The organism is Marinobacter halodurans (genome assembly GCF_004327985.1).
Lineage (GTDB): Bacteria > Pseudomonadota > Gammaproteobacteria > Pseudomonadales > Oleiphilaceae > Marinobacter_A > Marinobacter_A halodurans.
The window spans coordinates 21,439-42,414 of the sequence record NZ_SJDL01000027.1; the positions used below are offsets into that span (position 1 = coordinate 21,439).

The following is a 20,976-nucleotide window of genomic DNA, read 5'->3' on the forward strand; positions in this document are numbered from 1 at the left end:
CCCATATACTTGTCATGCAAGGGGACGACATGGCTTCGACGCTGGTTACGAACCCTTGGGTGCATGTCGAGATGGCAGCCAATCTCGTTAATCCAAAGCTGCTTTAAAATAGTCGCAAACGACGAAAACTACGCACTGGCGGCGTAAGCCGTTCCAGTCGTCCTGACTGGGGTGCCTACTACCCAGAAGCAACACCTCAGGACGTCATCATGAGTAGGACGCTCTATCAGTCAGAGCTCACTGCCTGATAGCTAAGATATAAAGAGCTCGCCTCTTACACCCTGACCTTCGGGTCGTTTGAGGTTAAATCAATAGAAGGAAGCTAAGCATGTAGATCTCAAGGCAGAGGACTGGCGGACGCGGGTTCGATTCCCGCCGTCTCCACCAAGATCCCACGAAAAAGCCCCTGATTTTCAGGGGCTTTTTTTATGCTGCTGACCCATCCTGAGTCATCCAACCGAAAATTGTCGCGACGGCGGGAATCGAACCTGCATTCGCTGAAACGTAAAACGACAAAGGCCGCCCAATCGAGCGGCCTTCCTGATGCTCCTGACGTTACTCTCCCACCACCCTCGGGCATTCCGGCACCATGTCGGCGCCGGTGTCGGCGGTTAGAATCCGGAGCAGTTCTTCCGCTTTTGCCAAGGTCATCCCGACCTGAACCAGCTCGCCGTTGGAATCAACGACAACGTGGTGTTCCCTGACGATCTCGCCATGTTCACCCGCGTGAGACACCTTGAGCAGCTGGTAGCCGTCCTCACTCTTCAACACGGTAACGGGCATTCGGCTCTCCCTTCTTTGATGGTCTGTGGATGAAAATGAGTGTGCCACGGGCCAAACCCGACGTGTGTAGCATTTTGAAAGGCAAATGTTTTATTGATTTCACATTGTGTCAGCAGCACGATGACGGTGCGCCATCGCTGTATCCGGGGATTGACGCCGCATTGCTGGCCTGACAGGGAGGCCGGCAACGGCCAGGGACGTCAACCTCAACCGATCCACAGATCGTTAGGATGCAACCTGTTATGCAAAATCACAGGCTGTAACGGAAGCGTGCGCAACTGAAACATCAATCGCTTTCGCCGACACATCCTGCAGCCATTCAGGTCTATATGAGCAAACGGAACCGATCATCGAGCGGCCAATCCATTTTGGAGGCCGGTCTGCTCTCACCATTAGATTTCGGGGGGATTACTTTCAACCTCGTCTAAACTGGAAACCATCACGTCTTCCGGAAGGCACCCACTGCCATGAGACTCGGCGCCCGACGGCCCGTCTGGCTACTGCTGCTGACGCTGCTCCCAACCATGACGGCACTGGCCGCCACCGAACTGGAGCGGGCCACGCGCAACGTGCTGTCCGCGAACTACACCCTGTCGATCCTGCTAACCAGCGGCGATGCCGTCCGGTTCGGCTTCTGGAACTTCAACCCCAACGATTACTTCGAGCTGGATAACGACGACTTCGGCTCGGCCGAGTCGGCCCAACTGCGCCAGAGCATCACCACCGCCAGCCTGCCCTTCAGCTGGTCCCGGCCAATCGGCGACCGGGGCAACACCCTCACCTACACCGTCAAACTCGCCTACATTGCCCAGGAGCAGGACGCACGACTGGTGGTATCCAACGACGCCCGCAAGGACAAAGTCTACGAACAGATAACGTCCGCCAGTGCCGGCGCCGCCTGGAGGCATGTCGTGACCCGGCCCATCACCGTGACGGCGGGCGTTCTGGTGCATTGGATGCGCTACGTCAACGACACCCATTACAACAGCACCGCCTCCCAGTCCGTGCAACCCAAGCTGGACGGTATCCTGACCAATATCACCGTGGACGCCGTGATTGCCGAACCGACGCTGACCCTCACCTACGACCGCCCGATCATGGGCGCCGACTGGAGCTTCTTCTCGGATTACCACTACATGCGCGGCCGCACCATCAGCACCAACGAGCCGGCCCACCAGACCGACCCGGAAGCCTGGTACTGGTCCAACGGCGTACGTATCCGCAACCCGATCTTCTCCCGCTTCCTGCCGGGGCAGAACATCTGGTTCCGGGCCGCACGCATCGATGTGGGTGGCGACATCGGTGAGCAACTGGGCAACCGCTATTACTACGAGACCGGGCTCGCCTGGCTGCTGGAGGCCCGTGGACGCATTCCCTTCGTCGACAACGTCGCCATCGGGGTCAACTTCAACTATGGCAGCGTCCTGCGGGGCGGCAGCCTGATCCTGACGTTCAACGAAGACTGAACACCAACCGGCTCAGAACTGCCAGGAGTCGATTGGGAACGTGCGTCGTTCCACCAGGTCGCCCCGCGGCGAGTAGCGGAAGTAGCCGAAGAAACTGTCGCCGGCCATCCAGGCATCGAACCCGGCCACCAGGTTCTTCCGGCCATCCACCAGGTTGAAATAGCGCGCCTGGCAGCAACTTTCCCGGCGGCGGGGACCTTCCCGCTCGATTTCCACCAGTCGGTACGGGCTGGACAGGACGAGGACTCGGCGTAGATAACGTTCGATCATGGCGCATTCCTCCCAGATTGAAGGAGGTCCATGATGGCCGAATCTCATGACCGGATGATGGCAGCGTAGCAGAGCGGTACAGCAACAGGGCCCACCAGGAAGCATTCTGTATCTTGACGGTATCGTGCATCAGGCGCAGCGTATGCCCATACCACCAAGGAGCGGAATCATGTCACTGAAGCAGCAATTCACCCTCATGGCGGACTACAACGCCTGGATGAACGATAACCTCTACCGGCTTGCCGCCGGGCTGGACGAAGGGGATCGGTCGCGGGATCTCGGCGCCTTCTTCGGTTCCATCGAGGGCACGCTGAACCACATCCTGGTGGCGGACATCATGTGGATGAACCGTTTCCGGGTGCATCCGGCCCGTTACCGATGTCTCGACGCCCTGGAGCCGTTCCCCGCGCCAAAGGCCCTGGCGGAAACCCTCTACAGCAGCTTCGCGGAGTTGCACCGGGCCCGCGACACCATGGATCGCATCATCATCGATCTGATCGAAGTCAGCGACGAGCAGGATTACGCGGTGCCCCTGCACTACCGCAATGTCAAGGGAGAGCCGTTAACCCGTGCCTTCGGGCCACTGCTGATGCACCTGTTTAACCACCAGACGCACCATCGGGGCCAGGCCACGACCCTGTTCTACCAGTTGGGCGTGGATGTCGGCGTGACCGACCTGCTGGTGCGGATACCGGACCAGGGACCCGCGACGCCGGACCGTTAACCGAAGTGGAAGAAGGCGACCTTGTTGCCATCCGGGTCGCGGATGTAGGCGCCGTAGAACTGGTTGGGAATGCGCTGTCCCGGCTCGCCGTCGCAGGTGGCGCCCAGCTCGATCGCCTTGCGGTAAAGGGCATCCACCGCTTCCTTGGAGCCGGGTTGCAGGGCCACCATGTTGCCGTTGCCCGGATGGTTGGGCTCCTTGTCGTAGGGGATACAGACCGCCACCATCGGCTCTGTCATGGAACGTCCGATAAACGCGATGCGTTCCATATCCAGCAGCAGCTTGGCGCCCATGTCGGCGAGTAAGGTGGTATAGAAATCCTTGGCGCGGCCCATATCGCTGACGCCGAGCGTGACGTAACCAATCATGTGCAAACCTCCGGGTTTGTTTTTATCATGTGGTCGACATCATGCCCGGAATTGTCACAGGTTTGCCATTATTCTGGCGCCAAAATCCGAATTCCGGGAAAAACCGTAGTTATTTTGGCAATCTACGGGTTTTTACCTATGCCCGTGCGTGGTAAAAACAACTATTGGTGTCGGTTTGGATGGAACCTGGTGTGCGCTGCTGCTCTCTGGCAGCCTTTCTGTGCCCGAAAAAAGGAACGGAGCCACACGCCTACCCCCAAGGTAGGGAAGACCAGACCTCCCCACACATCCACAGCCACTCCGGTGCCGAACGTCGCTTTGGCCTCACCGGTCGTATAGGACTGTGGCAATCATCCGTGTTCAAGTGACGAAAATCAGGACTTTCTCATGCGCACCGCGTCCCGCTTTGCCATCGTTATCGTAGCTCTCCTGGTCGTGCTCGGCGGCATCTTTGGCTACACCTTCTACCGTTTCGGCCAGATGCAGAAGCAATTCTCCCAGCCCCAGCCGCCGGCGGCCATCGAAGCCACCACCGCCAGGAGCACCACCTGGGTGCAGTCCATCAAGGCCGTGGGCAGCGTCACCGCCGTCAACGGGATCGAGGTCGCCAACGAAGTCGCCGGCGTGATCAAGGCGCTGCGCTTCGAATCCGGTGACCGGGTGGAAAAGGGCGATGTGCTGCTGACCATGGATAGCGCCACCGACGAGGCGGCCCTGCGCACGACCCGCGCCGAGGCCAAACTCGCCGAACAGCAGTTCAAGCGGACCGCCAACCTGTTGCCCAAGAAGGCGATTTCCCAGGCGGAATACGACGAGGCCCAGGCCAACATGGAAGCCGCCAACGCCCGCGTCAACGAAGCCCAGGCCACCCTCGAGAAGAAGGTGATCAAGGCGCCGTTTGCCGGCAGCCTGGGTCTGCGTCTGGTGGACCAGGGCCAATACCTGGCCGTGGGCACGCCGATCGTCGAGATCAACATGCTCGACCCCATCTACGTGGACTACACCATCTCCGAAAAGGAGTTGGCCAACGTGGACGTAGGCTATGACGTCGAAGCCACCGTGGCGGCCCTGCCGGGTAAGACGTTCAAGGGCAAGGTCAGCGCGATCAACAGCTCGATCAGCCCGGAAACCCGGACCGTGCGCGTGCGCGCCACCCTGCGCAACCCGGACCGGGAACTGCGTCCGGGCATGTTCGCTACCGTCCAGACCGTCCGCCCGGCTGAGCGGGACGTGGTCACGCTGCCGCGTACGGCCATTTCCTTCAACACCTACGGCGATTTCGTCTATGTCCTGAAGAAGAACGACGATGGCCAACTGGTCACCGAGCGCCGCAGCGTGGAAACCGGCGACACCCGCAACGGCCGGGTAGAAGTGACCAAGAACCTCAAGGCCGGCGAGCGCGTGGTGGCCACCGCCCTGTTGCGCCTGCGGGCCGGCCAGCCGGTGGAAGTCACCAGCGATGACGACACCCCGGCCAAGGATGAGACCAGCGGCGAGGAGGCCAGCAACTGATGCGCTTCACGGACATATTCGTCAATCGGCCGGTACTGGCGACGGTCGTCAGTCTGCTGATCCTGTTACTCGGGGTCCGTAGCGCCATGGAGATGGAGGTGCGGGAATACCCGTTGCTGGAAAGCACGACGGTCACCGTCTCCACCAGCTATCCCGGCGCCAGCTCCGACCTGGTCAAGGGGTTCATCACCACGCCGCTGCAACAGGCCATCGCCGAAGCCAGCGGTATCGACTACCTGACCTCCACCAGTTCCCAGGGCGTTTCCACCATCGAGGCCCACATGGAGCTGAACTACGATGCCAACGCCGCCCTGGCTGAAATCCAGGCCAAGGTCGCCAGTCAGCGTAACGTGCTGCCGGCGGACGCCCAGGACCCGGTCATCACCTCCGAGACCGGAGATAGCACCGCCCTGATGTACATCGCGTTCTACAGCGACAGCATGCCGGTCCCCCAGATCACCGACTACCTGACCCGGGTGGTCCAGCCCAAGCTGCAGGCGCTGCCCGGCGTAGGCAAGGCCGAGTTGCTGGGCCGGACCTTCGCGCTGCGGGTCTGGCTGGACCCGGAACGCCTGGCCGCCGTCGACATGACGCCGACCGATGTGGTGCAGGTGCTGCTCAAGAACAACTATCAGGCGGCGGTCGGCAACACCAAGGGCGACCTGGTGCAGATCAGCCTGACCAGTGACACCGACATCGGCAGCGCCGAGCAGTTCAAGAATCTGGTCATCAAGGAAGACAACGGCACCCTGATCCGCCTGGGCGATATCGCCCGGGTCGAGCTGGGATCGCAAAGCTACGAGAATCTGGCGCTGTACAAGGGCAAACCGTCCACCTATGTCGCCATCAAACTTTCCCCGGGCGCCAACCCGCTGACCGTTGCCGGCCTGGTCAAGGGCGCCCTGCCCGACATCGAGGCCCAGTTGCCGGAAGAGCTGAAGGTGGAGCTGCCGTATGACGCGTCCGAGTTCATCGACGATTCCATCAAGGAAGTCATCCAGACGCTCTGGGAAGCGGTACTGATCGTATTGGTGGTGGTCTTCCTCTGCCTGGGCTCACTGCGTGCCGCGGTGGTGCCTTCGGTGGCGGTCCCCCTGTCGATCATTGGTGGCGCCTTCATCATGCTGGCGCTGGGCTACTCCCTGAACCTGATGACCCTGCTGTCGATGGTGCTGGCCATCGGGTTGGTGGTGGACGACGCCATCATCGTGGTGGAAAACGTGCATCGGCACATCGAGGCTGGCGAATCGAAGTTCGATGCCGCCCTCAACGGGGCCCGGGAAATGGCAACGCCTATTATCGCCATGACCACGACACTGGTGGCGGTCTACGCGCCGATCGGCTTCATGGGCGGCCTGGTGGGTTCCCTGTTTACGGAGTTTGCCTTCACCCTGGCCGGTACGGTCGTCATTTCCGGGATCGTGGCACTGACCCTGTCACCGATGCTGTCGGGCAAGGTGCTCAAGCCCCACGGCAACCCGACGCGGTTCGAAACCAAGGTGGAGAATTTCTTCAACGGGCTGGCTGGTGCCTACCAGCGCGCCTTGTCCTCCAGCCTGGAGACCAAGTCCGTCACCATCTTCTTCGCCGTGATCGTGCTGCTGTCCATCGGCGGTATGGTCAAGCTGAGCCAGAGTGAGCTGGCGCCCAGTGAAGATCAGGGCATCCTGCTGTTCCAGGGCACGGCGCCGCAAACCGCAACGCTGGACTACATGCAGAAGTACGGCGACGAGATGCAGGAGAAGTTCGAGCAACTGCCCGGCTACGACGAAACCTTCATGCTGCTGGGGATCACCAGTCCCAACGCCGTCTTTGGCGGTTTCAAGATGAAGCCGTGGAGCGAGCGGGACATCTCCCAGTTCGAGGTCCAGCCGATCCTGCAGAAGGAGATCTCCAAGATTACCGGCCTGCAGACGGCCGTATTCCCGATTCCGTCCCTGCCCGGCTCCAGCGGTGGCCTGCCGTTCCAGTTCGTGATCACCACCGGCAAGAGCTATGAAGAGCTCAACAAAGTGGCGGACGACCTGCTGGCCAAAGGCATGCAGAGCGGCAAGTTCATGTTCCTGCAGAAGTCGATCCAGTTCGACCGGCCGGTCACCACGATCAATGTGGACCGTGACCGGGTCGCCGACCTGGGGCTGTCGATGCAGGATGTGGGTCAGGCCATGTCGAGCATGCTGGGCGGCGGTTACATCAACCGCTTCAACATGGAAGGCCGCTCCTACCAGGTCATTCCGCAGGTGGAACGCGAGGCTCGCAAGAACGTATCGGACCTGAACGACTACTACATCCGGGCCGATTCCGGCGAGCTGGTACCACTGAGCAGCGTGATCAGCTTCAGCAAGTCGGTGGAGCCGTCCCAGCGAACGCAGTTCAACCAGCAGAACTCCCTGACCATCCAGGGGATTCCCATGGTGCCGCAGGGGGATGCCGTCAGCTTCATGAAACAGGCAGCCAACGAGGTGTTCCCGCAGGGTTTCACCTACGACTTCAAGGGGGACTCACGCCAGTATGTCCAACAAGGCAGCGCACTGGCGGTGACCTTCTTCCTGTCGCTGCTGGTGATCTACCTGGTCCTCGCGGCCCAGTTCGAGAGCTGGCGTGATCCGTTCATCATCCTGGTGTCGGTACCAATGTCCATTGCCGGGGCCATGGCGTTCATGGTGCTGGGCTTCACCACCATGAACATCTACACCCAGGTGGGGTTGATCACGCTGATCGGGGTGGTGTCGAAGAACGGGATCCTGATCGTGGAGTTCGCCAACCTGTTGCAGCACGACAGGGGGCTCAACAAGCTTGAGGCTGTGATAGAAGCCGCGGCCATCCGGCTGCGCCCGATCATCATGACCTCCCTGGCGCTGGTCGTCGCCATGGTACCGCTGCTGATCGCCGTCGGCCCGGGTGCCGAGAGCCGCTTCGCCATCGGCCTGACCATCGCCACGGGCCTGGGCATCGGGACGCTGTTCACGCTGTTCGTGCTGCCGGCGTTCTACGTCCTGCTGGCGAAGGACCACAACGCCGACCAGGACGAAGCGGCCAAGGCGCATGCCGAGCCGTCTGAATCGCACTGATTGGATTTTTTGAGAACGATAAGGGGCCCAGCAGGGCCCCTTTTTTATGACAATGAGACAGCGCCTGGATGGCCCCCTCTCCCGCGAAGGGAGTTAACTCGAGAAATCTGAGAATAAGCCTCTCTCCCCTGATGGGAGAGAGGTTTGGAGAGGGGGAGGGGAAGTTAAAAGAACTGAGAAATCAGCTTCAAAAACTCGCCGTCGCGGTCACCGAGGATCCGGCGCTCTGCCCCGCCAGCGTGTTGTTACTGCCACTCTGCCAGACCAGATCCTGGCTCGGATCGCTCTCATCCCGCTTGATGCACTTCCACTCGATCGCGGTGTTTGCCGGAATGGCCACATCACCCTGCCAGGTCGGGTAGTTGGTCGCCGACAGGAGGACGGCGGATGCCGGATCCCAGTTGCCCAGTTCGGCCAGGTTACCGGTCACGTAGACGCTCTGCCCCATCGTGGTGGTGCCGTTCTGGCACTGGAACGCTACGTTAACGTCGGTACCTGCGCCGCCACCGGTTCCAGATCCCGACCCGGAGCCGTCACAGGCCGCCCCGGTATGCAGCGCCGCCGCCTCCATACCGGGCACGTTCAGGGTCACCTGACCGCCGGACACCGTGACACAGGCGTTGTCCCCTGCGACGTTGTGGTAGCTGCCATCCGGCAGGTTGGTGGTGAAGGTGCGGTTCAGGTCGCCGCTTTCCCGGTTGATCACCACGAAGCCGACACTGCCCCGGCCGAACGCGATCTGGTTGTTGCCGTTGTCCCACCAGTGGTTGACGCCGGTGCCGTCCGCCTCGTTGCGGAAGGCCACCATGTTGGCGATGGACGACCAGCGGTGTTCGCAGATCCAGGCGCCACCACACTGCGCCTGACCATTCTGGTAGACGCGACTGGACGGCGGTCCCTGGTCGCTGTCCGAGAAGGCGTAGCTGGACATCACCTTGGGATAGCCATAGGGCCAGGCCAGCATGAACACGTTGGCCAGGTTGTACAGGGCGCCGTCCTTGTAGGTCAGCACGTTGCTGCCGCCGGCGCCGTGGCCGCGCTGGTTGTCGTGGTTGTCGGTGAACACCACGGCGCTCTGGCTGCCGATAAAGCCCCAGCCCTCGCCGAAATTGCTCAGGTACGAGAGCTTCTGGTTCTTGAACACATCGCCGATATTGGCGCTGTACCTGAACTCGGTGACATCGCCCTGACCGGTGTATTCCGACGAACTGATGGCCTCGCCACCCAGATCGATCACTTCCCGGAAGACATAGGGGCTACCGTTCAGCCGGCCAAGAATGCCGCTGATGTCACCCGGCGCCATGTGTTTGGCCGCGTCGACGCGAATCCCCTTTATGCCCAGGTTGATCATGTTGTTGATGTAGTCTGCCACCGTCTGCTGGACATAGTTGGCACCGGTATCCAGGTCCGGCAGGCCCACCAACTGGCAGTTGCGTACCCGCCAGGCGTCGTTGCCGTAATCTTCGCTGTTGATGGTGCAGGTATCGTGAAAATCGTTGCTGCTGTAAATGGGGTAGGTTTCACTGCCGCTGTCGTAATAGGAGCCGGCGGTACCGTTGCCGGTCCCGTTGGCCATGTGGTTGAAGACGGCATCGGCGTAGACATCCACACCGACGGCGTTACAGCGGGACACCATGTTGGCGAATGCGGCGGCATCGCCGCTGCGGCTGTTGAGCTGATAGCTCACCGGCTGGTAGCGGGTCCACCACTGGCTGCCCTGGATGTGCTCCTGGGGCGGCGATACCTGCACCGCGGAATACCCTTTGGGACCAAGAAAATTCTCGCATTCCTGGGCCACATCGTCCCACGGCCACTCAAACAGGTGCACAAAGACACCGGCATGAGCCCGGGATACGGACCCCAACATCAGAAGAGCGGCGGCCAGCCATGGCAGCCATTGCTTGACGTGCTTCATTGTTAGCTCCTTTCGCCTCCCGCTCCGGAGACGCTTCTTGTATTTGTTTTGGAAGACAGCACCGGGACCGACCCGGCCCACGACGTGCCCGATCACTGTGCGCTGGTCAACAAACAGGCAACAACATCCGGAGAGGGCGGATTCAGGGCGTAGGAAAGGGGAGGAAGCGAACGGATCCGAGGGTAATGATCAGGAAAGCGACAGGTTACGCGGGGTGTCTACCCCGGTGCCGGTCGGGTCGGCACACGGGGTCGATATGAGGCTTTCGGGAGACTGGGTGAAAGTGCCCGCAAGTGCAGGTCAGCGAGGCAAAATGGCACAAGGTACGCCGCTTATACGCACAATAAGCGAGCACCTTGAGCTGAATTTCTACGCCGCATGACCAGGCACAGCCGGGTTCACGCCGTCTCTTCAACCTCTTTTTTCAGCCTGTTGAGGCCCAGGGTCGACAGGGTGCGGCGGCGAACGGTATCCAGCAGCTCGGCATCGTCCACCAGGGAGCAGCCGTAGGACGGGATCAGCTCGCGGATCCGTTCCTGCCATTCCGGTGCCTTGAGGCGATCGCTGAAGCAGCGCTCCAGAACATCCACCATTGCGCTGACGGCGGTGGAGGCACCCGGCGACGCGCCCAGCAGGGCCGCCAGCGAGCCATCCCTGGCCGCCACGATCTCGGTACCGAACTCCAGCTTGCCACGACCATCGGCAGATTTCTTGATGATCTGCACCCGCTGGCCGGCGGTCTGGAGCTTCCAGTTCTGTTCCTGCGCGTCCGGGAAGAAGTTGCGCAGGGATTCGATCCGCGCCGTGTGGGACTGGAACACTTCCTTGATCAGGTAACGGGTCAGGTCCATGTTGCCCTTGCCCACCTGCATCATCGGAACAATGTTGCCACTGCGTACGGAGGAGAACAGGTCAAACACCGAGCCCTGCTTGAGGAACTTGGTGGTGAACCCGGCAAACGGCCCGAACAGCAGGGCCGGCTCGCCGTTGATGATCCGCGTATCCAGGTGCGGGACGGACATCGGGGGGGCACCCATCGGCGCCTTGCCGTAGACCTTGGCGTGATGGCGCTCGACCACCTCCGGCTTCTGGCACACCAGCCACTGGCCGCTGACCGGGAAGCCACCATAGCCCTTGCTCTCCTCGATCTCGGACTTCTGCAACAGCGGCAGCGCGCCGCCACCGGCACCCAGGAACACGAAGCCGGCTTCGATCTTCTTGATCTCGCCGGTGTTTTCGTCCTTCACCCGAACCTTCCAACGACCGTTGTCGCGCTGCGCCAGGGTCCTGACCGGATGGTTCAGCAGCAGCTCGAAGTTGGGCTGGTCTTTCAGGTAGTTGACCATGCTCCGGGTCAGCGAGCCGAAGTCCACGTCGGAGCCATGCTTGACCCGGGTTGCGGCGATCGGCTGGCCGGGATCGCGGTTGCTCATCACCAGCGGCATCCACTCGCGCAGGGTATCGGCGGACTCGGTGTACTCCATCTCCCGGAACAGGTGATGCTTGCTGAGCTTCTCGTGCCGCTTGCGCAGGAAGGCCACATCCTTCTCGCCCCAGACAAAACTTTCATGAGGAGTGGGGTTGATGAACCTGGAGGGTTCTGGAAGGATCTTCCGTTCAACAAGATACGACCAGAACTGGAGGGACAGTTCGAACGATGCATTGATGTTCAGGGCCCGTTCGATCTGCACATCGCCGTCATCGGTTTCCGGCGTGTAGTTGAGTTCACAGTAACCGGCGTGACCGGTACCCGCATTGTTCCATCCGTCGGTGCTTTCATGGGCAACGTGATCGAGACGCTCCACCATGACGATGTCCAGGGACGGATCAAGCTGCCTGAGCATCATGCCGAGAGTGGCGCTCATGACGCCACCACCGACCAGCACGACATCTGCCTGTCTTGCAGTCATTAGCTTGCTACCTTCAATCTGAGGTGATCGAAAATGTTACATAATTATTTTGAGGCGCCAATTATCCGTTTTTTTGGCGCAAGATGAAAATGCCTATAGCAATAGGTATGAAATTCGCATGATCAAGGCAATCATTCCGGTAGCTTATCAAATGCCAACCGCGTAAAATCGCCAGCTTCGCCGATCTATCTCTGCCCAAAAGGGCCTCTGACCAACTCCCGGGTCGCCCCTGCGCGCCCTGAAGGCCAGAGACAATCCGGGAGTCAGTCTGACGCTCCCCAATAACAACAGAAGCGGCGCACCCCGACACACGTTTACCCTTAGTTCACAACCTGCGGAAGGTCTGTCCTTATTATGCATTGGTTGGATTTTGTCCTGATCAGTTTCGCCATTCTGGCGCTTCTCGGCGTGATCTTTGAGGAGGTCACCCACGTCAACAAAGCCAAGGTCACTCTCTTTTTCGGCACCCTGTCCTGGTTAATGCTGTTCCTGTTCAGCCCTTCGGAAGGCCATACCGAGTCGGTCGCCGAGGGGCTGGCCGAGAGCATATCCGAAATCGCCAGCCTGTGGCTCTTCCTGGTGGCCGCAATGACCTTTGTGGCCTACTTGAACAAGAAAGGGATGATCGAGAACCTGATCTATCTGATCATGCCCAAGCGCATCAAGGAAAATCACCTTCTCCTGCTGACCGGGCTGTTCTGCTTCGTCTTCTCGTCCCTGGCCGATAACATCACGGCCACGCTGGTGTCCTGCGCCCTGATCCTGTCCCTGCACCTGGATCGCAAAAAGCAGGTCCGGTTCGTCACGCTGGTGGTGTTCGCGGTCAACTCCGGCGGCGTCTCGCTGATCACCGGCGACGTCACCACCCTGATGATCTTCCTGGCCCACAAGGTGGAGATCCTGACACTGCTGGCCCTGGCCGTGCCGGCCGCCTTCGGCGTGTTCTTACTGGCGCTGCTGCTGTCGCGGGGCATGCATGACGAAGTGGTACTGGTTCACGAGCGCAACGAGGTGCGTCGGGTGGACGTCATCATCGCCGTCCTGTTCCTGACCACCATCGTGACGACCATCGCCTCCAACGTGCTGTTCCAGGTGCCGCCGGTGCTGATGTTCCTGTTCGGGCTCTCGGTCATGTTCCTGACCTCCCGCTTCCTGAGTACGGATTCCGACCTGGATCCGATCATCGAGTACGTGCGCACCATCGAGTTCGATACCCTGTTCTTCTTCCTGGGAATCCTGTTGATCGTCGGCATGCTCAAGGAAATCCAGGCGCTGGGCAGCTTTGTCGAGGTGTATCACGTGCTGCCGCCGATCGCCGCCAACTACTTCATGGGCATCTTCTCGTCGCTGATCGACAACGTGCCCCTGACGGCGGCGTTGCTCAAGGCGGGCATCGACATGACCCCGGGGGAATGGCTGGGCCTGACCTACTCGGTGGGTGTGGGGGGTTCCCTGCTGGTGATCGGTTCAGCGGCGGGCATCGTCGCCATGAGCAAGATCCCGGGGCTGACCTTCGCCAGCTACCTGCGCTACAGCCTGTTCCTGCTGGTGGCCTATACCCTCGGTTACGGCGGGGTTTACCTTCTCGGCCTGCTCCTGCACTGACCTCATCAGGAGCGGCGGGGGTTCTGTGCCCGGCAGGGTCAGCCCGCCGCTCTCATCCGCTCCCGCTCGATGCGCCGCCGGACTTCCGCCATCAACTCGGGAAGTTGCTCGCGACTGTAATCGCGGCTATCCAGGGGCTCGCCCACACAGAAATCCACCCGCTGGCCGAGGTTGATCTGCCAGGTCCGCGCCGGCAGCACCCGTTCGTTGCCGCTGATCCCCACAGGAACGATGATTGCCCGGGTATCCAGGGCCAGGTGGAAGCAGCCTTTCTTGAAGCGTCCCAGTTCCCCGTCCGGTGAGCGCGTCCCCTCCGGCGCCGCCCAGAGTACGATGCCGCTTTCCATCATCGCCCGGGCCTTTTGCAGGTCCGCCAGGGCACGCTCATGGTTGGAGCGGTCGACCGAGGGAAACTCGGCCGCCCGCATCGCCGGACCCAGCAGGGGGATGGCGAACATCTCTTTCTTGGCGAGCATGCGGATCGACCCCGGCAGCGCCACGAAACTCAGCGGGATATCGTAGTGGCTGGCATGGCTGCACAGGATGATGTAGCGCCGGCCATCCTCGAAATCCGGGATGTCGCCCCGCACCCGGAGATCCACCCGCACCAGGCGCAGCAGCAACGCCGACCAGTCGCGGCAGTAGCGATCCACCCTGCTCCGCGTCAGGCGTCCGGTCAGCGAGCGCAACAACACCAGGGACGAATACAGTGCGGTGACGCCGATCGACCCCAGGACCACGCCCATGCGCCGCATCAGGGTGGCGGATTCGGCGATGGGATTGACTGTCAGGCGGATCATCGACCGGAATACCTCTCTTCAGCCCCACTATCGGGCTATGGCAAAGGCCGACATATTAGTCGCTCAGCCCATGGCCGAACAGTCTAAAGGTCGCCCTGGTCGCTTTTTCAACCAGACGCCAGGGGCATCCAAACGCGCCGCTGAGCCGCCCCCACCACCCGGTGCGACCAGGCAGCGACACGGGGAACGGCCATGGAGCCCCAGCCGGTTCAATACCGCCCCCGCCTGATCCGGATTTCATCAGGCAAGAGAACATAGACGCACTGATCGTTCACGGTGCGGCATTCGGTGGAGCCAGGTCCTCAGGCGCGGGAAGTCTCTATAGAGTACGGCAGGACGCCGAGTCTATCGGCACCGACCGGGACGTCCTGAAGCCCACGCCTGAATGGCTGGCCGCCGTCCACGCTGGTATGGGCATGGTGCCTGCCTTGCAGGAAGTCCGTCGGAGGAGGGGATCAATGCCGTCGCGCACTGTGCCGCGCGTGCGACGGAAGGCGAATGGAGAAAAAAGCATCGTCCCTGATGCAGATGCGCTCCCTGCCACATGGCTATCACCACAATGCAGTCGTTGATGACTCCAACATACGACGCCAACATGACATCCGGATGACAGTCACAACGCTTTCCAGCTGTGCCATACTCTGGCCTCACCGCTTTCAGGAGCGAAACCATGGAACTGTTGCTGCTCGGCGCCACCGGCGCAGTGGGTCGGGAAGTGCTGAAACTGGCTCTCAACGACCCGTCCATTCCAGCCATCACGGCCCCCACACGCCGGCCCCTGCCCCCCCACGAGAAACTGCACAACCCGGTGGTGGACTTCACCGTACCCCTGCCCGCCGCGGGCTGGTGGCAGGCTGACGCCCTGCTCTGCTGCCTGGGCACGACCATCCGCAAGGCGGGCAGCCAGGCCGGCTTTCGCGCCGTGGACCACGACCTGATCCTGGAAGCCGCCCAGAAGGCCCACGACTACGGCACCCGGGTCATGGTGCTGAACTCGTCCCTGGGTGCCAACAGCGCCAGCCGCAATTTCTACCTGCGCACCAAGGGCGAAACGGAGGACGACCTGCGCCAGATCGGGTTCCGGCGCCTGGTGCTGGTGCGCCCGTCACTGATTGATGCCGACCGTGAGGAGCCCCGCTTCGGCGAGAAAGCCGGCCTGGTCGCCAGCCGCCTGTTACGGCCGATCATCCCGGCGCACTATCGGGCGGTGTCAGCGCGTTCGATCGCGCGGACCATGCTGGATTCGGTGCTGGGCAGTGATGGGGTGCGGGTGATTGAGTCGGAGGACATTCGGTAGGAGGTGGCTCCAGCCTGGAGGCTGGAACCGGCAGCCTTGCAGGCTGCTCCGAAGCTGAAGCGTCGGCTACATTTCAGCCCCACCCGAGCATGTAGCAGATGCTTCAGCTTCTGAGGCGCCGAAGGTGCCCCGCGGGACACCTTGGCACGACGCCCAACTTACCCAGCCTTCGGCACGAACGTCATCGACACCGAATTGAGGCAATAGCGCTGCCCGGTCGGCGGCGGGCCGTCCGGGAACACGTGGCCCAAGTGGCTGTCGCAGCGAGGGCACCGGATTTCGGTACGGGCCATGCCGGCACTGAAGTCCTCCAGATAGCGGATATGGTCCGGATCGAACGGCGCGAAGAAGCTGGGCCAACCGGTGCCGGAGTCGAACTTGTGCTCGGAGTTGAACAGCGGCAGGTCGCACAGACGGCAGTGATAGACACCATCCTGCTTGTTATCCAGCAGCGTGCCGCAGAACGGGTGCTCGGTGCCGTGGTCCAGCAGCACCCTGCGCTCTTCCTCGGTCAGACCCGCGGCCAGTTTATCGATTTCCGCCGGGTTCAGCGGGGTCAGGTCGTAACCTGCGTCGGATGTGGGCATGGCCATGCTCCTTAAACGGAATCGTCTTTGTATTCGGGTTTCAACCGGTCACCAAACCTGTCGCGCAGCTTTTCCATCTTGGGCGCGGCGGCCGCCATGATATACGGCTGGAACGGATTGCGCGCGGCAAAGTTCTGGTGGTACTCCTCGGCCGGGTAGAACGCGTCCAGCGGCTCCAGGGTGGTCACCACCGGGGCGTCGTAGACACCCGCGGCATCCAGCTTGCGGATGTAGGCCTCGGCCACCTGCTTTTCCGCCTCGGTTTGATAGAACACCGCCGACCGGTACTGGGTCCCACGGTCGTTGCCCTGGCGGTTCAGTTGGGTGGGATCATGGGCCACCGAGAAAAAGATCCGCAGCAGCTCGCCAAAGCTGGTCTTCGCCGGATCGTAGCGGATCTCGATCACTTCGGCGTGCCCGGTGCTCCCGGTACAGACGTCATCGTAGTTGGCGGTTTCCGCGGCGCCGCCGGCGTAGCCGGATGTCACCGACGTCACGCCGTCCACGGCCAGATAGACCGCCTCGGTGCACCAGAAGCAACCGCCACCCAGGACCACCCGCTGCTCCCCGGCATCGGCCGGCAGCTCCAGGTCGTTATCCGGGGCGGGAAACCGGCTGCGCGGGACCTTCATGCCCGGCAGATCACAGGACTGGCTCATGATTCCTCCTGACGCCCACGGGCGCATTACCATGCATTGATCCTTTATTTTGTCGGTTACAACGGGGATTTAGCAATCGCTGAAGCCCCCTATTCCTGCCCAGTAAGGCTGCGACATGTCTATCCCTTAACGGTTCCGCATTTACGCCGGATGCCCTGCACGCCATACTGACCAGTACTCCCTGTACGTTACAGCCATGCCCACGGTTCAGGGACTCGGCATAACAATCGCCCACGACGAAGAAAAGCACGCAAGGAGCGTACAATGACCCGTGCGGCTCCGGAACCCAAACATCCGGACGAACTCCTGGAATACCGTCTATCCCTGCGGCTGGGGCCGGTTCATGCCCGTCAGCGGCTGGGCATCGAGCGGGAATTCGAGTCCCGCCTGGTGGATCGTCATGGCCACTTCTGCCATGTGGAAAAATGGTATTCCCTGCACGGCCTCATTCGCACCTGCCTGCGGATCAGCGGCATGCTGGAGCGGGCCCAGAACAACGCCCGCCGCATGCGCACCATCGACAACCGCTTTGTGATTCCCCACCTGCCCGAGTCCTTCGAGGGCTACCGCATCCTGCAACTGACGGATCTGCACGTGGACATGGACGAGGCCATGCTGGACGCCATCATCGAGCACGTGGCGAACCTGGAATACGACCTGTGCGTGCTGACCGGCGACTACCGCAAGCTGACCTGGGGGCCGATCGACGCCAGCCTGGACGGCATGCACCGCCTGCGCCAGGTGCTCAAGGGCACCCCCCTGGGGGTGCTCGGCAACCATGACAGCATCCGTATGCTGCCGGCACTTGAGGACATGGGCTACCGGATGCTCCTGAACGAATCCATGACGCTTGAGCGCGGCGGGGCCAGGCTCCACCTGTCAGGCGTGGACGATGCCCACTTCTACAAGGTGCACAACCTGCAGCGGGCCGCCGAGGACATCCCGCCGGGCGAGGTCTCGCTGCTGCTCAGCCACACCCCGGAAATCTGGCGCGAGGCGGCCCACGCCGGTTACGACCTGTTCCTCTGCGGCCACACCCACGGCGGCCAGATCTGCCTGCCCGGCGGGATTCCGGTGTTGCTGGATGCCAATTGCCCGCGGTCTCTCGGCAAGGGTGCGTGGCGGCATGGGGATATGCAGGGCTACACCTCGTGCGGCGCCGGCACATCCATGGTCCACGCCCGGCTGAACTGCCCGCCGGAAGTGAATATGCATACGTTGACGCGGGGGCCGGCCTAACGGCTTTGGCAGCCTTTCAGGCTGCTCCGAAGCTGAAGCGTCGGCTACATTAAAGACCGACTCGAGTATGTAGCAGATGCTTTAGCTTCTGAGGCGCCGAAGGTGCCCTGGACTGTGCAACCGCGTTCCAAACTTTCGAACTCCTTTTCTGGCAGCCTTCCAGGTTGCTCCGAAGCTGAAGCGTCGGCTACATTAAAGACCAACTCGAGTGTGTAGCAGATGCTTTAGCTTCTGAGGCGCCGAAGGTGCCCAATGACACCCACCTGACTCCGGATCAATACGGCCGCCGCCGAATCCCCAACCGATACAACAGCGGCGAGAACACCATATTCGCCAGCATGAACAGCAGCACCGTCACCGCGGTGACCTCCCAGCCATAGCCCAGCCAGAACGCACCAACCGCCACCGGCAGGATCGCCTCGGGGAGTTGGTCCAGACCGATGGCCTGGGCACTGGAGCGCAGGTGGCGGCGGCGCTTGATGAAGCTGCTGAGCATGTCGCCAGTCAGGGACAGCAGGCCGAACAGCGCCCCGAACTTGCCGCCAAGATCCATCAGCAGACTGACGATCGTGGTGGCGGCGACGCCGATGATCAGTCCGCGCCAGGTCTTGCTGTCGCCCAGTACACGCTCGCCGTCGCGCCACAGGCGACCGCCATCGATCGGCTGGGCACCGTGCCAGCCCAGCAACAATTGTCCCAGCACCGGGGACCCGTTGGCCGCTGTCAGCAACAGCAGCAGTTGGAGGACCAGTACAGCAGCGTCAGTCAGCTTTCCAGGCCTCCGCGGGTCAGCTTCAGCGGATCAAGGATGCCTTCCAGTTGCTCCCGGGACAGGTCGGTCTTTTCCTCCGCCACATCCAGGATCGAGCGGCCACTGGCGTAGGCCTCCTTGGCGATTTCGGCGGCCCGGCTGTAGCCGATCTCCGGATTCAGCGCGGTCACCAGCACCGGGTTCCTGCCCACGGCTTCGGCCAGGTGTTCGGTGTTGACGGTAAAGCCACTGATGGCCTTGTCCGCCAGCACCCGGGCGCTGTTGCTGATCAACTGGATCATATCCACCAGGTTAGCCCCCACCAGCGGCAGCATTACGTTGAGCTGGAAATTGCCGGACTGGCCCGCCATGGCGATGGTACTGTCCAGCCCCATGACTTGGGCGGCCACCATGGCGGTGGACTCGGGAATCACCGGGTTTACCTTGCCGGGCATGATGCTGCTGCCCGGCTGCAAGGCCGGCAGGCTGATCTCCGCCAGGCCATGGATGGGACCGCTGTTCATCCAGCGCAGGTCGTTGGCCATCTTCATCAGGACCACTGCGGCGCCGCGCAACTGGGCGGAGAAGTTGACCGGCGCATCCACCGCGCTCTGGGCGACAAACTTGTGCTCAAGCGAGGTAAAGTGGAACCCGGTCTGGTCGTTCAGCGCACCGACGAACCGATCGGCAAACTGGCTGTGGGCGTTCACCCCGGTACCCACGGCGGTGCCGCCCTGGGGCAGCGCCAGCAGTTCATCCCGGGCCCACTCGACCCGCTTCTCCACCGCATGGAGCTGCTCGCGCCAGGTCTGCAGCTCCTGGCCCAGGGTCACCGGCATGGCGTCCATCAGGTGGGTCCGGCCGGTCTTCACGGTCTGCTTGAATTCGGATTCACGCTCGTAGATGGCGCCCTGTAAATGGGACAGGGCCGGCAACAGTGTAGACTCCGCCAGGCTGACGGCGCTCACGTGGATGGCCGTGGGGATCACGTCGTTCGAGCTCTGGCTCATGTTGACGTGATCGTTGGGGTGAACCTCGCCGCCATCCGCCTTGCACAGATGGGCGATCACCTCGTTGACATTCATGTTGGTGCTGGTGCCGGATCCGGTCTGGTAGACGTCGATCGGGAACTGGTCCCAGTGTTCACCGGCCAGCAACGTGTCGCAAGCCTTGAGGATAGCCTCCCGGCGTTTGTCGTCCAGCAGGCCGAGCCGGCCGTTGGCCTCGGCCGCGGCACGCTTGATGCGCACGACCGCTTCGATAAAGGCCGGCGGCATGGTGCGCCCGCTGACCGGAAAGTTGTCCACAGCCCGTTGGGTCTGGGCGCCCCACAGGGCCTGGCTGGGGACCTTCACTTCACCCAGGCTGTCCTTCTCGATACGAAATTCGCTCATGGCAGCCTCCTCTTCCTGAATCTGAGCTGGACGGCAACGATCTGGTCGATGTCATCCACCAACGATGGCCACGCAACCATGGATCACCCTGCCGTTCCGCTGGTGATCTCCGGGATGGCAAAACCGCTGTTCCACCTCTCCCAGCCCAAGGCGCGCATTGATCGTCCAACTCTTTGAAATGTGGTGCTTCCATAACACCATATCAAGAGGCCGCCTCAGCCCTCGGGGTTGTGCTTGAGCCTGACATGGTCACAGACGCCGGTCACCTGGGAAAAATTCAGGATCAGGGTATGGACCGTGTTGGTGTAGGTATCGTGCAGGTGGAACTTGAACCGTTTCTGGGGCTCGCCCTGGAGGAAGGCATCGTATTCCTTGACCAGTTCCCGGACATCGCCGCCGGAGTCCCTGCTCCAGGTGGCGTTGAACGGTCCCAGCACGGCCCCGCCGGCCAGGCACACCGTGACTTCATGATTGGTCAGAGCACTCTCGGAGCTTTGCATGGACACCTCCTCGCGGTTGTCTTGGATCTCCGGCCTGCGGCGGATTGCCGGCGACCGTCTTATTCCAGAAGTGTAGACAGGAATCCGTGCGTCAGTGATGACAGTTTGCCGTCATCGCGGGCCAG

The 20,976-nt window shown here is 61.7% G+C and carries 18 protein-coding genes and 1 other RNA gene; 8 read left to right on the plus strand and 11 right to left on the minus strand.

The genetic code is table 11. The features are described from left to right. The first annotated feature begins 20 nt into the window (after positions 1-20). Positions 21-387, plus strand: a transfer-messenger RNA (tmRNA) gene (gene ssrA, locus EZI54_RS15880). Between the two features lie 168 nt (positions 388-555). On the opposite strand, the gene EZI54_RS15885 is transcribed toward ssrA, so the two are convergent. Then, positions 556-783, minus strand: a complete 228-nt coding sequence (locus EZI54_RS15885; protein ID WP_131482866.1) for a hypothetical protein — start codon at positions 781-783, stop codon at positions 556-558. A 467-nt stretch (positions 784-1,250) separates the two neighbouring features. Between EZI54_RS15885 and EZI54_RS15890 the strand changes: the two genes are divergently transcribed. Then, positions 1,251-2,249, plus strand: a complete 999-nt coding sequence (locus EZI54_RS15890) for a Solitary outer membrane autotransporter beta-barrel domain (protein ID WP_131482867.1) — start codon at positions 1,251-1,253, stop codon at positions 2,247-2,249. Positions 2,250-2,261: 12 nt separating this feature from the next. On the opposite strand, the gene EZI54_RS15895 is transcribed toward EZI54_RS15890, so the two are convergent. Further along, on the minus strand, positions 2,262-2,519 hold the full coding sequence (locus EZI54_RS15895) for a hypothetical protein (RefSeq protein WP_131482868.1): 258 nt from the start codon (positions 2,517-2,519) through the stop codon (positions 2,262-2,264). Between the two features lie 169 nt (positions 2,520-2,688). On the opposite strand from EZI54_RS15895, the gene EZI54_RS15900 reads away from it, so the two are divergent. Continuing rightward, positions 2,689-3,243, plus strand: a complete 555-nt coding sequence (locus tag EZI54_RS15900; RefSeq protein ID WP_242674496.1) for a DinB family protein — start codon at positions 2,689-2,691, stop codon at positions 3,241-3,243. Here the strand turns inward: EZI54_RS15900 and EZI54_RS15905 are convergent. Then, positions 3,240-3,611: a VOC family protein gene (locus tag EZI54_RS15905; protein ID WP_131482869.1), complete on the minus strand. Its 372-nt coding sequence runs from the start codon at positions 3,609-3,611 to the stop codon at positions 3,240-3,242. The two genes, EZI54_RS15900 and EZI54_RS15905, sit on opposite strands and share 4 nt — an antisense overlap. Positions 3,612-3,998: 387 nt before the next feature. Between EZI54_RS15905 and EZI54_RS15910 the strand changes: the two genes are divergently transcribed. Together EZI54_RS15910 and EZI54_RS15915 are read left to right on the plus strand one after the other, a co-directional pair. Next, positions 3,999-5,123: an efflux RND transporter periplasmic adaptor subunit gene (locus EZI54_RS15910; RefSeq protein WP_131482870.1), complete on the plus strand. Its 1,125-nt coding sequence runs from the start codon at positions 3,999-4,001 to the stop codon at positions 5,121-5,123. Next, the gene (locus EZI54_RS15915) at positions 5,123-8,194 is read left to right on the plus strand and encodes an efflux RND transporter permease subunit (RefSeq protein ID WP_131482871.1); all 3,072 of its coding nucleotides are present in this window, start codon (positions 5,123-5,125) and stop codon (positions 8,192-8,194) included. The genes EZI54_RS15910 and EZI54_RS15915 overlap by 1 nt, the downstream gene beginning before the upstream one ends. Before the next feature lie 187 nt (positions 8,195-8,381). Here the strand turns inward: EZI54_RS15915 and EZI54_RS15920 are convergent, their stop codons facing one another. Together EZI54_RS15920 and mqo are read right to left on the minus strand one after the other, a co-directional pair. Next, positions 8,382-10,109 (minus strand): carbohydrate-binding module family 20 domain-containing protein, encoded by a 1,728-nt coding sequence (locus tag EZI54_RS15920; protein WP_131482872.1) that lies wholly within the window; start codon positions 10,107-10,109, stop codon positions 8,382-8,384. Between the two features lie 398 nt (positions 10,110-10,507). Next, a complete protein-coding gene (gene mqo / locus EZI54_RS15925) occupies positions 10,508-12,019 on the minus strand; it encodes a malate dehydrogenase (quinone) (protein WP_131482873.1) in 1,512 nt (503 codons plus the stop codon). A gap of 354 nt (positions 12,020-12,373) precedes the next feature. On the opposite strand from mqo, the gene nhaD reads away from it, so the two are divergent. Beyond that, positions 12,374-13,624, plus strand: a complete 1,251-nt coding sequence (nhaD, locus tag EZI54_RS15930) for a sodium:proton antiporter NhaD (protein ID WP_131482874.1) — start codon at positions 12,374-12,376, stop codon at positions 13,622-13,624. 38 nt (positions 13,625-13,662) lie between these two features. Here the strand turns inward: nhaD and EZI54_RS15935 are convergent, their stop codons facing one another. Then, complete coding sequence (locus tag EZI54_RS15935; protein ID WP_131482875.1) at positions 13,663-14,424, minus strand: lysophospholipid acyltransferase family protein; 762 nt, start codon at positions 14,422-14,424, stop codon at positions 13,663-13,665. A gap of 670 nt (positions 14,425-15,094) precedes the next feature. Here EZI54_RS15935 and EZI54_RS15940 point away from each other — a divergent pair. Next, positions 15,095-15,721, plus strand: a complete 627-nt coding sequence (locus tag EZI54_RS15940) for a Rossmann-fold NAD(P)-binding domain-containing protein (RefSeq protein ID WP_131482876.1) — start codon at positions 15,095-15,097, stop codon at positions 15,719-15,721. A 158-nt stretch (positions 15,722-15,879) separates the two neighbouring features. Here EZI54_RS15940 and msrB read toward each other — a convergent pair whose 3' ends face one another. Continuing rightward, the gene (msrB, locus tag EZI54_RS15945) at positions 15,880-16,308 is read right to left on the minus strand and encodes a peptide-methionine (R)-S-oxide reductase MsrB (RefSeq protein WP_131482877.1); all 429 of its coding nucleotides are present in this window, start codon (positions 16,306-16,308) and stop codon (positions 15,880-15,882) included. Positions 16,309-16,319: 11 nt separating this feature from the next. Then, the gene (gene msrA / locus EZI54_RS15950) at positions 16,320-16,967 is read right to left on the minus strand and encodes a peptide-methionine (S)-S-oxide reductase MsrA (RefSeq protein WP_131482878.1); all 648 of its coding nucleotides are present in this window, start codon (positions 16,965-16,967) and stop codon (positions 16,320-16,322) included. Positions 16,968-17,231: 264 nt separating this feature from the next. On the opposite strand from msrA, the gene EZI54_RS15955 reads away from it, so the two are divergent. After that, complete coding sequence (locus EZI54_RS15955; RefSeq protein ID WP_131482879.1) at positions 17,232-18,206, plus strand: metallophosphoesterase; 975 nt, start codon at positions 17,232-17,234, stop codon at positions 18,204-18,206. A 274-nt stretch (positions 18,207-18,480) separates the two neighbouring features. Here EZI54_RS15955 and EZI54_RS15960 read toward each other — a convergent pair whose 3' ends face one another. The 3 genes from EZI54_RS15960 to EZI54_RS15970 form a co-directional block, all read right to left on the minus strand. Beyond that, entirely contained in the window at positions 18,481-18,909 is a 429-nt protein-coding gene (locus EZI54_RS15960) for a CDP-archaeol synthase (RefSeq protein ID WP_242674497.1), read from the minus strand. Between the two features lie 62 nt (positions 18,910-18,971). Then, positions 18,972-20,351, minus strand: a complete 1,380-nt coding sequence (locus tag EZI54_RS15965; RefSeq protein WP_131482881.1) for a class II fumarate hydratase — start codon at positions 20,349-20,351, stop codon at positions 18,972-18,974. Between the two features lie 215 nt (positions 20,352-20,566). Further along, complete coding sequence (locus tag EZI54_RS15970; RefSeq protein WP_131482882.1) at positions 20,567-20,851, minus strand: hypothetical protein; 285 nt, start codon at positions 20,849-20,851, stop codon at positions 20,567-20,569. Between the last annotated feature and the right edge of the window lie 125 nt (positions 20,852-20,976).

What these genes read in the sequence shown, in the direction of transcription:
- nhaD (WP_131482874.1), top strand. Translation starts at nt 12,374, where the DNA reads ATGCATTGGTTGGATTTTGTCCTGATCAGTTTCGCCATTCTGGCGCTT.
- EZI54_RS15970 (WP_131482882.1), bottom strand. Translation starts at nt 20,851, where the DNA reads ATGCAAAGCTCCGAGAGTGCTCTGACCAATCATGAAGTCACGGTGTGC.
- EZI54_RS15940 (WP_131482876.1), top strand. Translation starts at nt 15,095, where the DNA reads ATGGAACTGTTGCTGCTCGGCGCCACCGGCGCAGTGGGTCGGGAAGTG.
- EZI54_RS15890 (WP_131482867.1), top strand. Translation starts at nt 1,251, where the DNA reads ATGAGACTCGGCGCCCGACGGCCCGTCTGGCTACTGCTGCTGACGCTG.
- EZI54_RS15920 (WP_131482872.1), bottom strand. Translation starts at nt 10,109, where the DNA reads ATGAAGCACGTCAAGCAATGGCTGCCATGGCTGGCCGCCGCTCTTCTG.
- EZI54_RS15955 (WP_131482879.1), top strand. Translation starts at nt 17,232, where the DNA reads ATGACCCGTGCGGCTCCGGAACCCAAACATCCGGACGAACTCCTGGAA.
- EZI54_RS15915 (WP_131482871.1), top strand. Translation starts at nt 5,123, where the DNA reads ATGCGCTTCACGGACATATTCGTCAATCGGCCGGTACTGGCGACGGTC.
- msrA (WP_131482878.1), bottom strand. Translation starts at nt 16,967, where the DNA reads ATGAGCCAGTCCTGTGATCTGCCGGGCATGAAGGTCCCGCGCAGCCGG.
- EZI54_RS15885 (WP_131482866.1), bottom strand. Translation starts at nt 783, where the DNA reads ATGCCCGTTACCGTGTTGAAGAGTGAGGACGGCTACCAGCTGCTCAAG.
- EZI54_RS15965 (WP_131482881.1), bottom strand. Translation starts at nt 20,351, where the DNA reads ATGAGCGAATTTCGTATCGAGAAGGACAGCCTGGGTGAAGTGAAGGTC.
- EZI54_RS15895 (WP_131482868.1), bottom strand. Translation starts at nt 2,519, where the DNA reads ATGATCGAACGTTATCTACGCCGAGTCCTCGTCCTGTCCAGCCCGTAC.
- msrB (WP_131482877.1), bottom strand. Translation starts at nt 16,308, where the DNA reads ATGCCCACATCCGACGCAGGTTACGACCTGACCCCGCTGAACCCGGCG.
- mqo (WP_131482873.1), bottom strand. Translation starts at nt 12,019, where the DNA reads ATGACTGCAAGACAGGCAGATGTCGTGCTGGTCGGTGGTGGCGTCATG.
- EZI54_RS15905 (WP_131482869.1), bottom strand. Translation starts at nt 3,611, where the DNA reads ATGATTGGTTACGTCACGCTCGGCGTCAGCGATATGGGCCGCGCCAAG.
- EZI54_RS15910 (WP_131482870.1), top strand. Translation starts at nt 3,999, where the DNA reads ATGCGCACCGCGTCCCGCTTTGCCATCGTTATCGTAGCTCTCCTGGTC.
- EZI54_RS15935 (WP_131482875.1), bottom strand. Translation starts at nt 14,424, where the DNA reads ATGATCCGCCTGACAGTCAATCCCATCGCCGAATCCGCCACCCTGATG.
- EZI54_RS15900 (WP_242674496.1), top strand. Translation starts at nt 2,689, where the DNA reads ATGTCACTGAAGCAGCAATTCACCCTCATGGCGGACTACAACGCCTGG.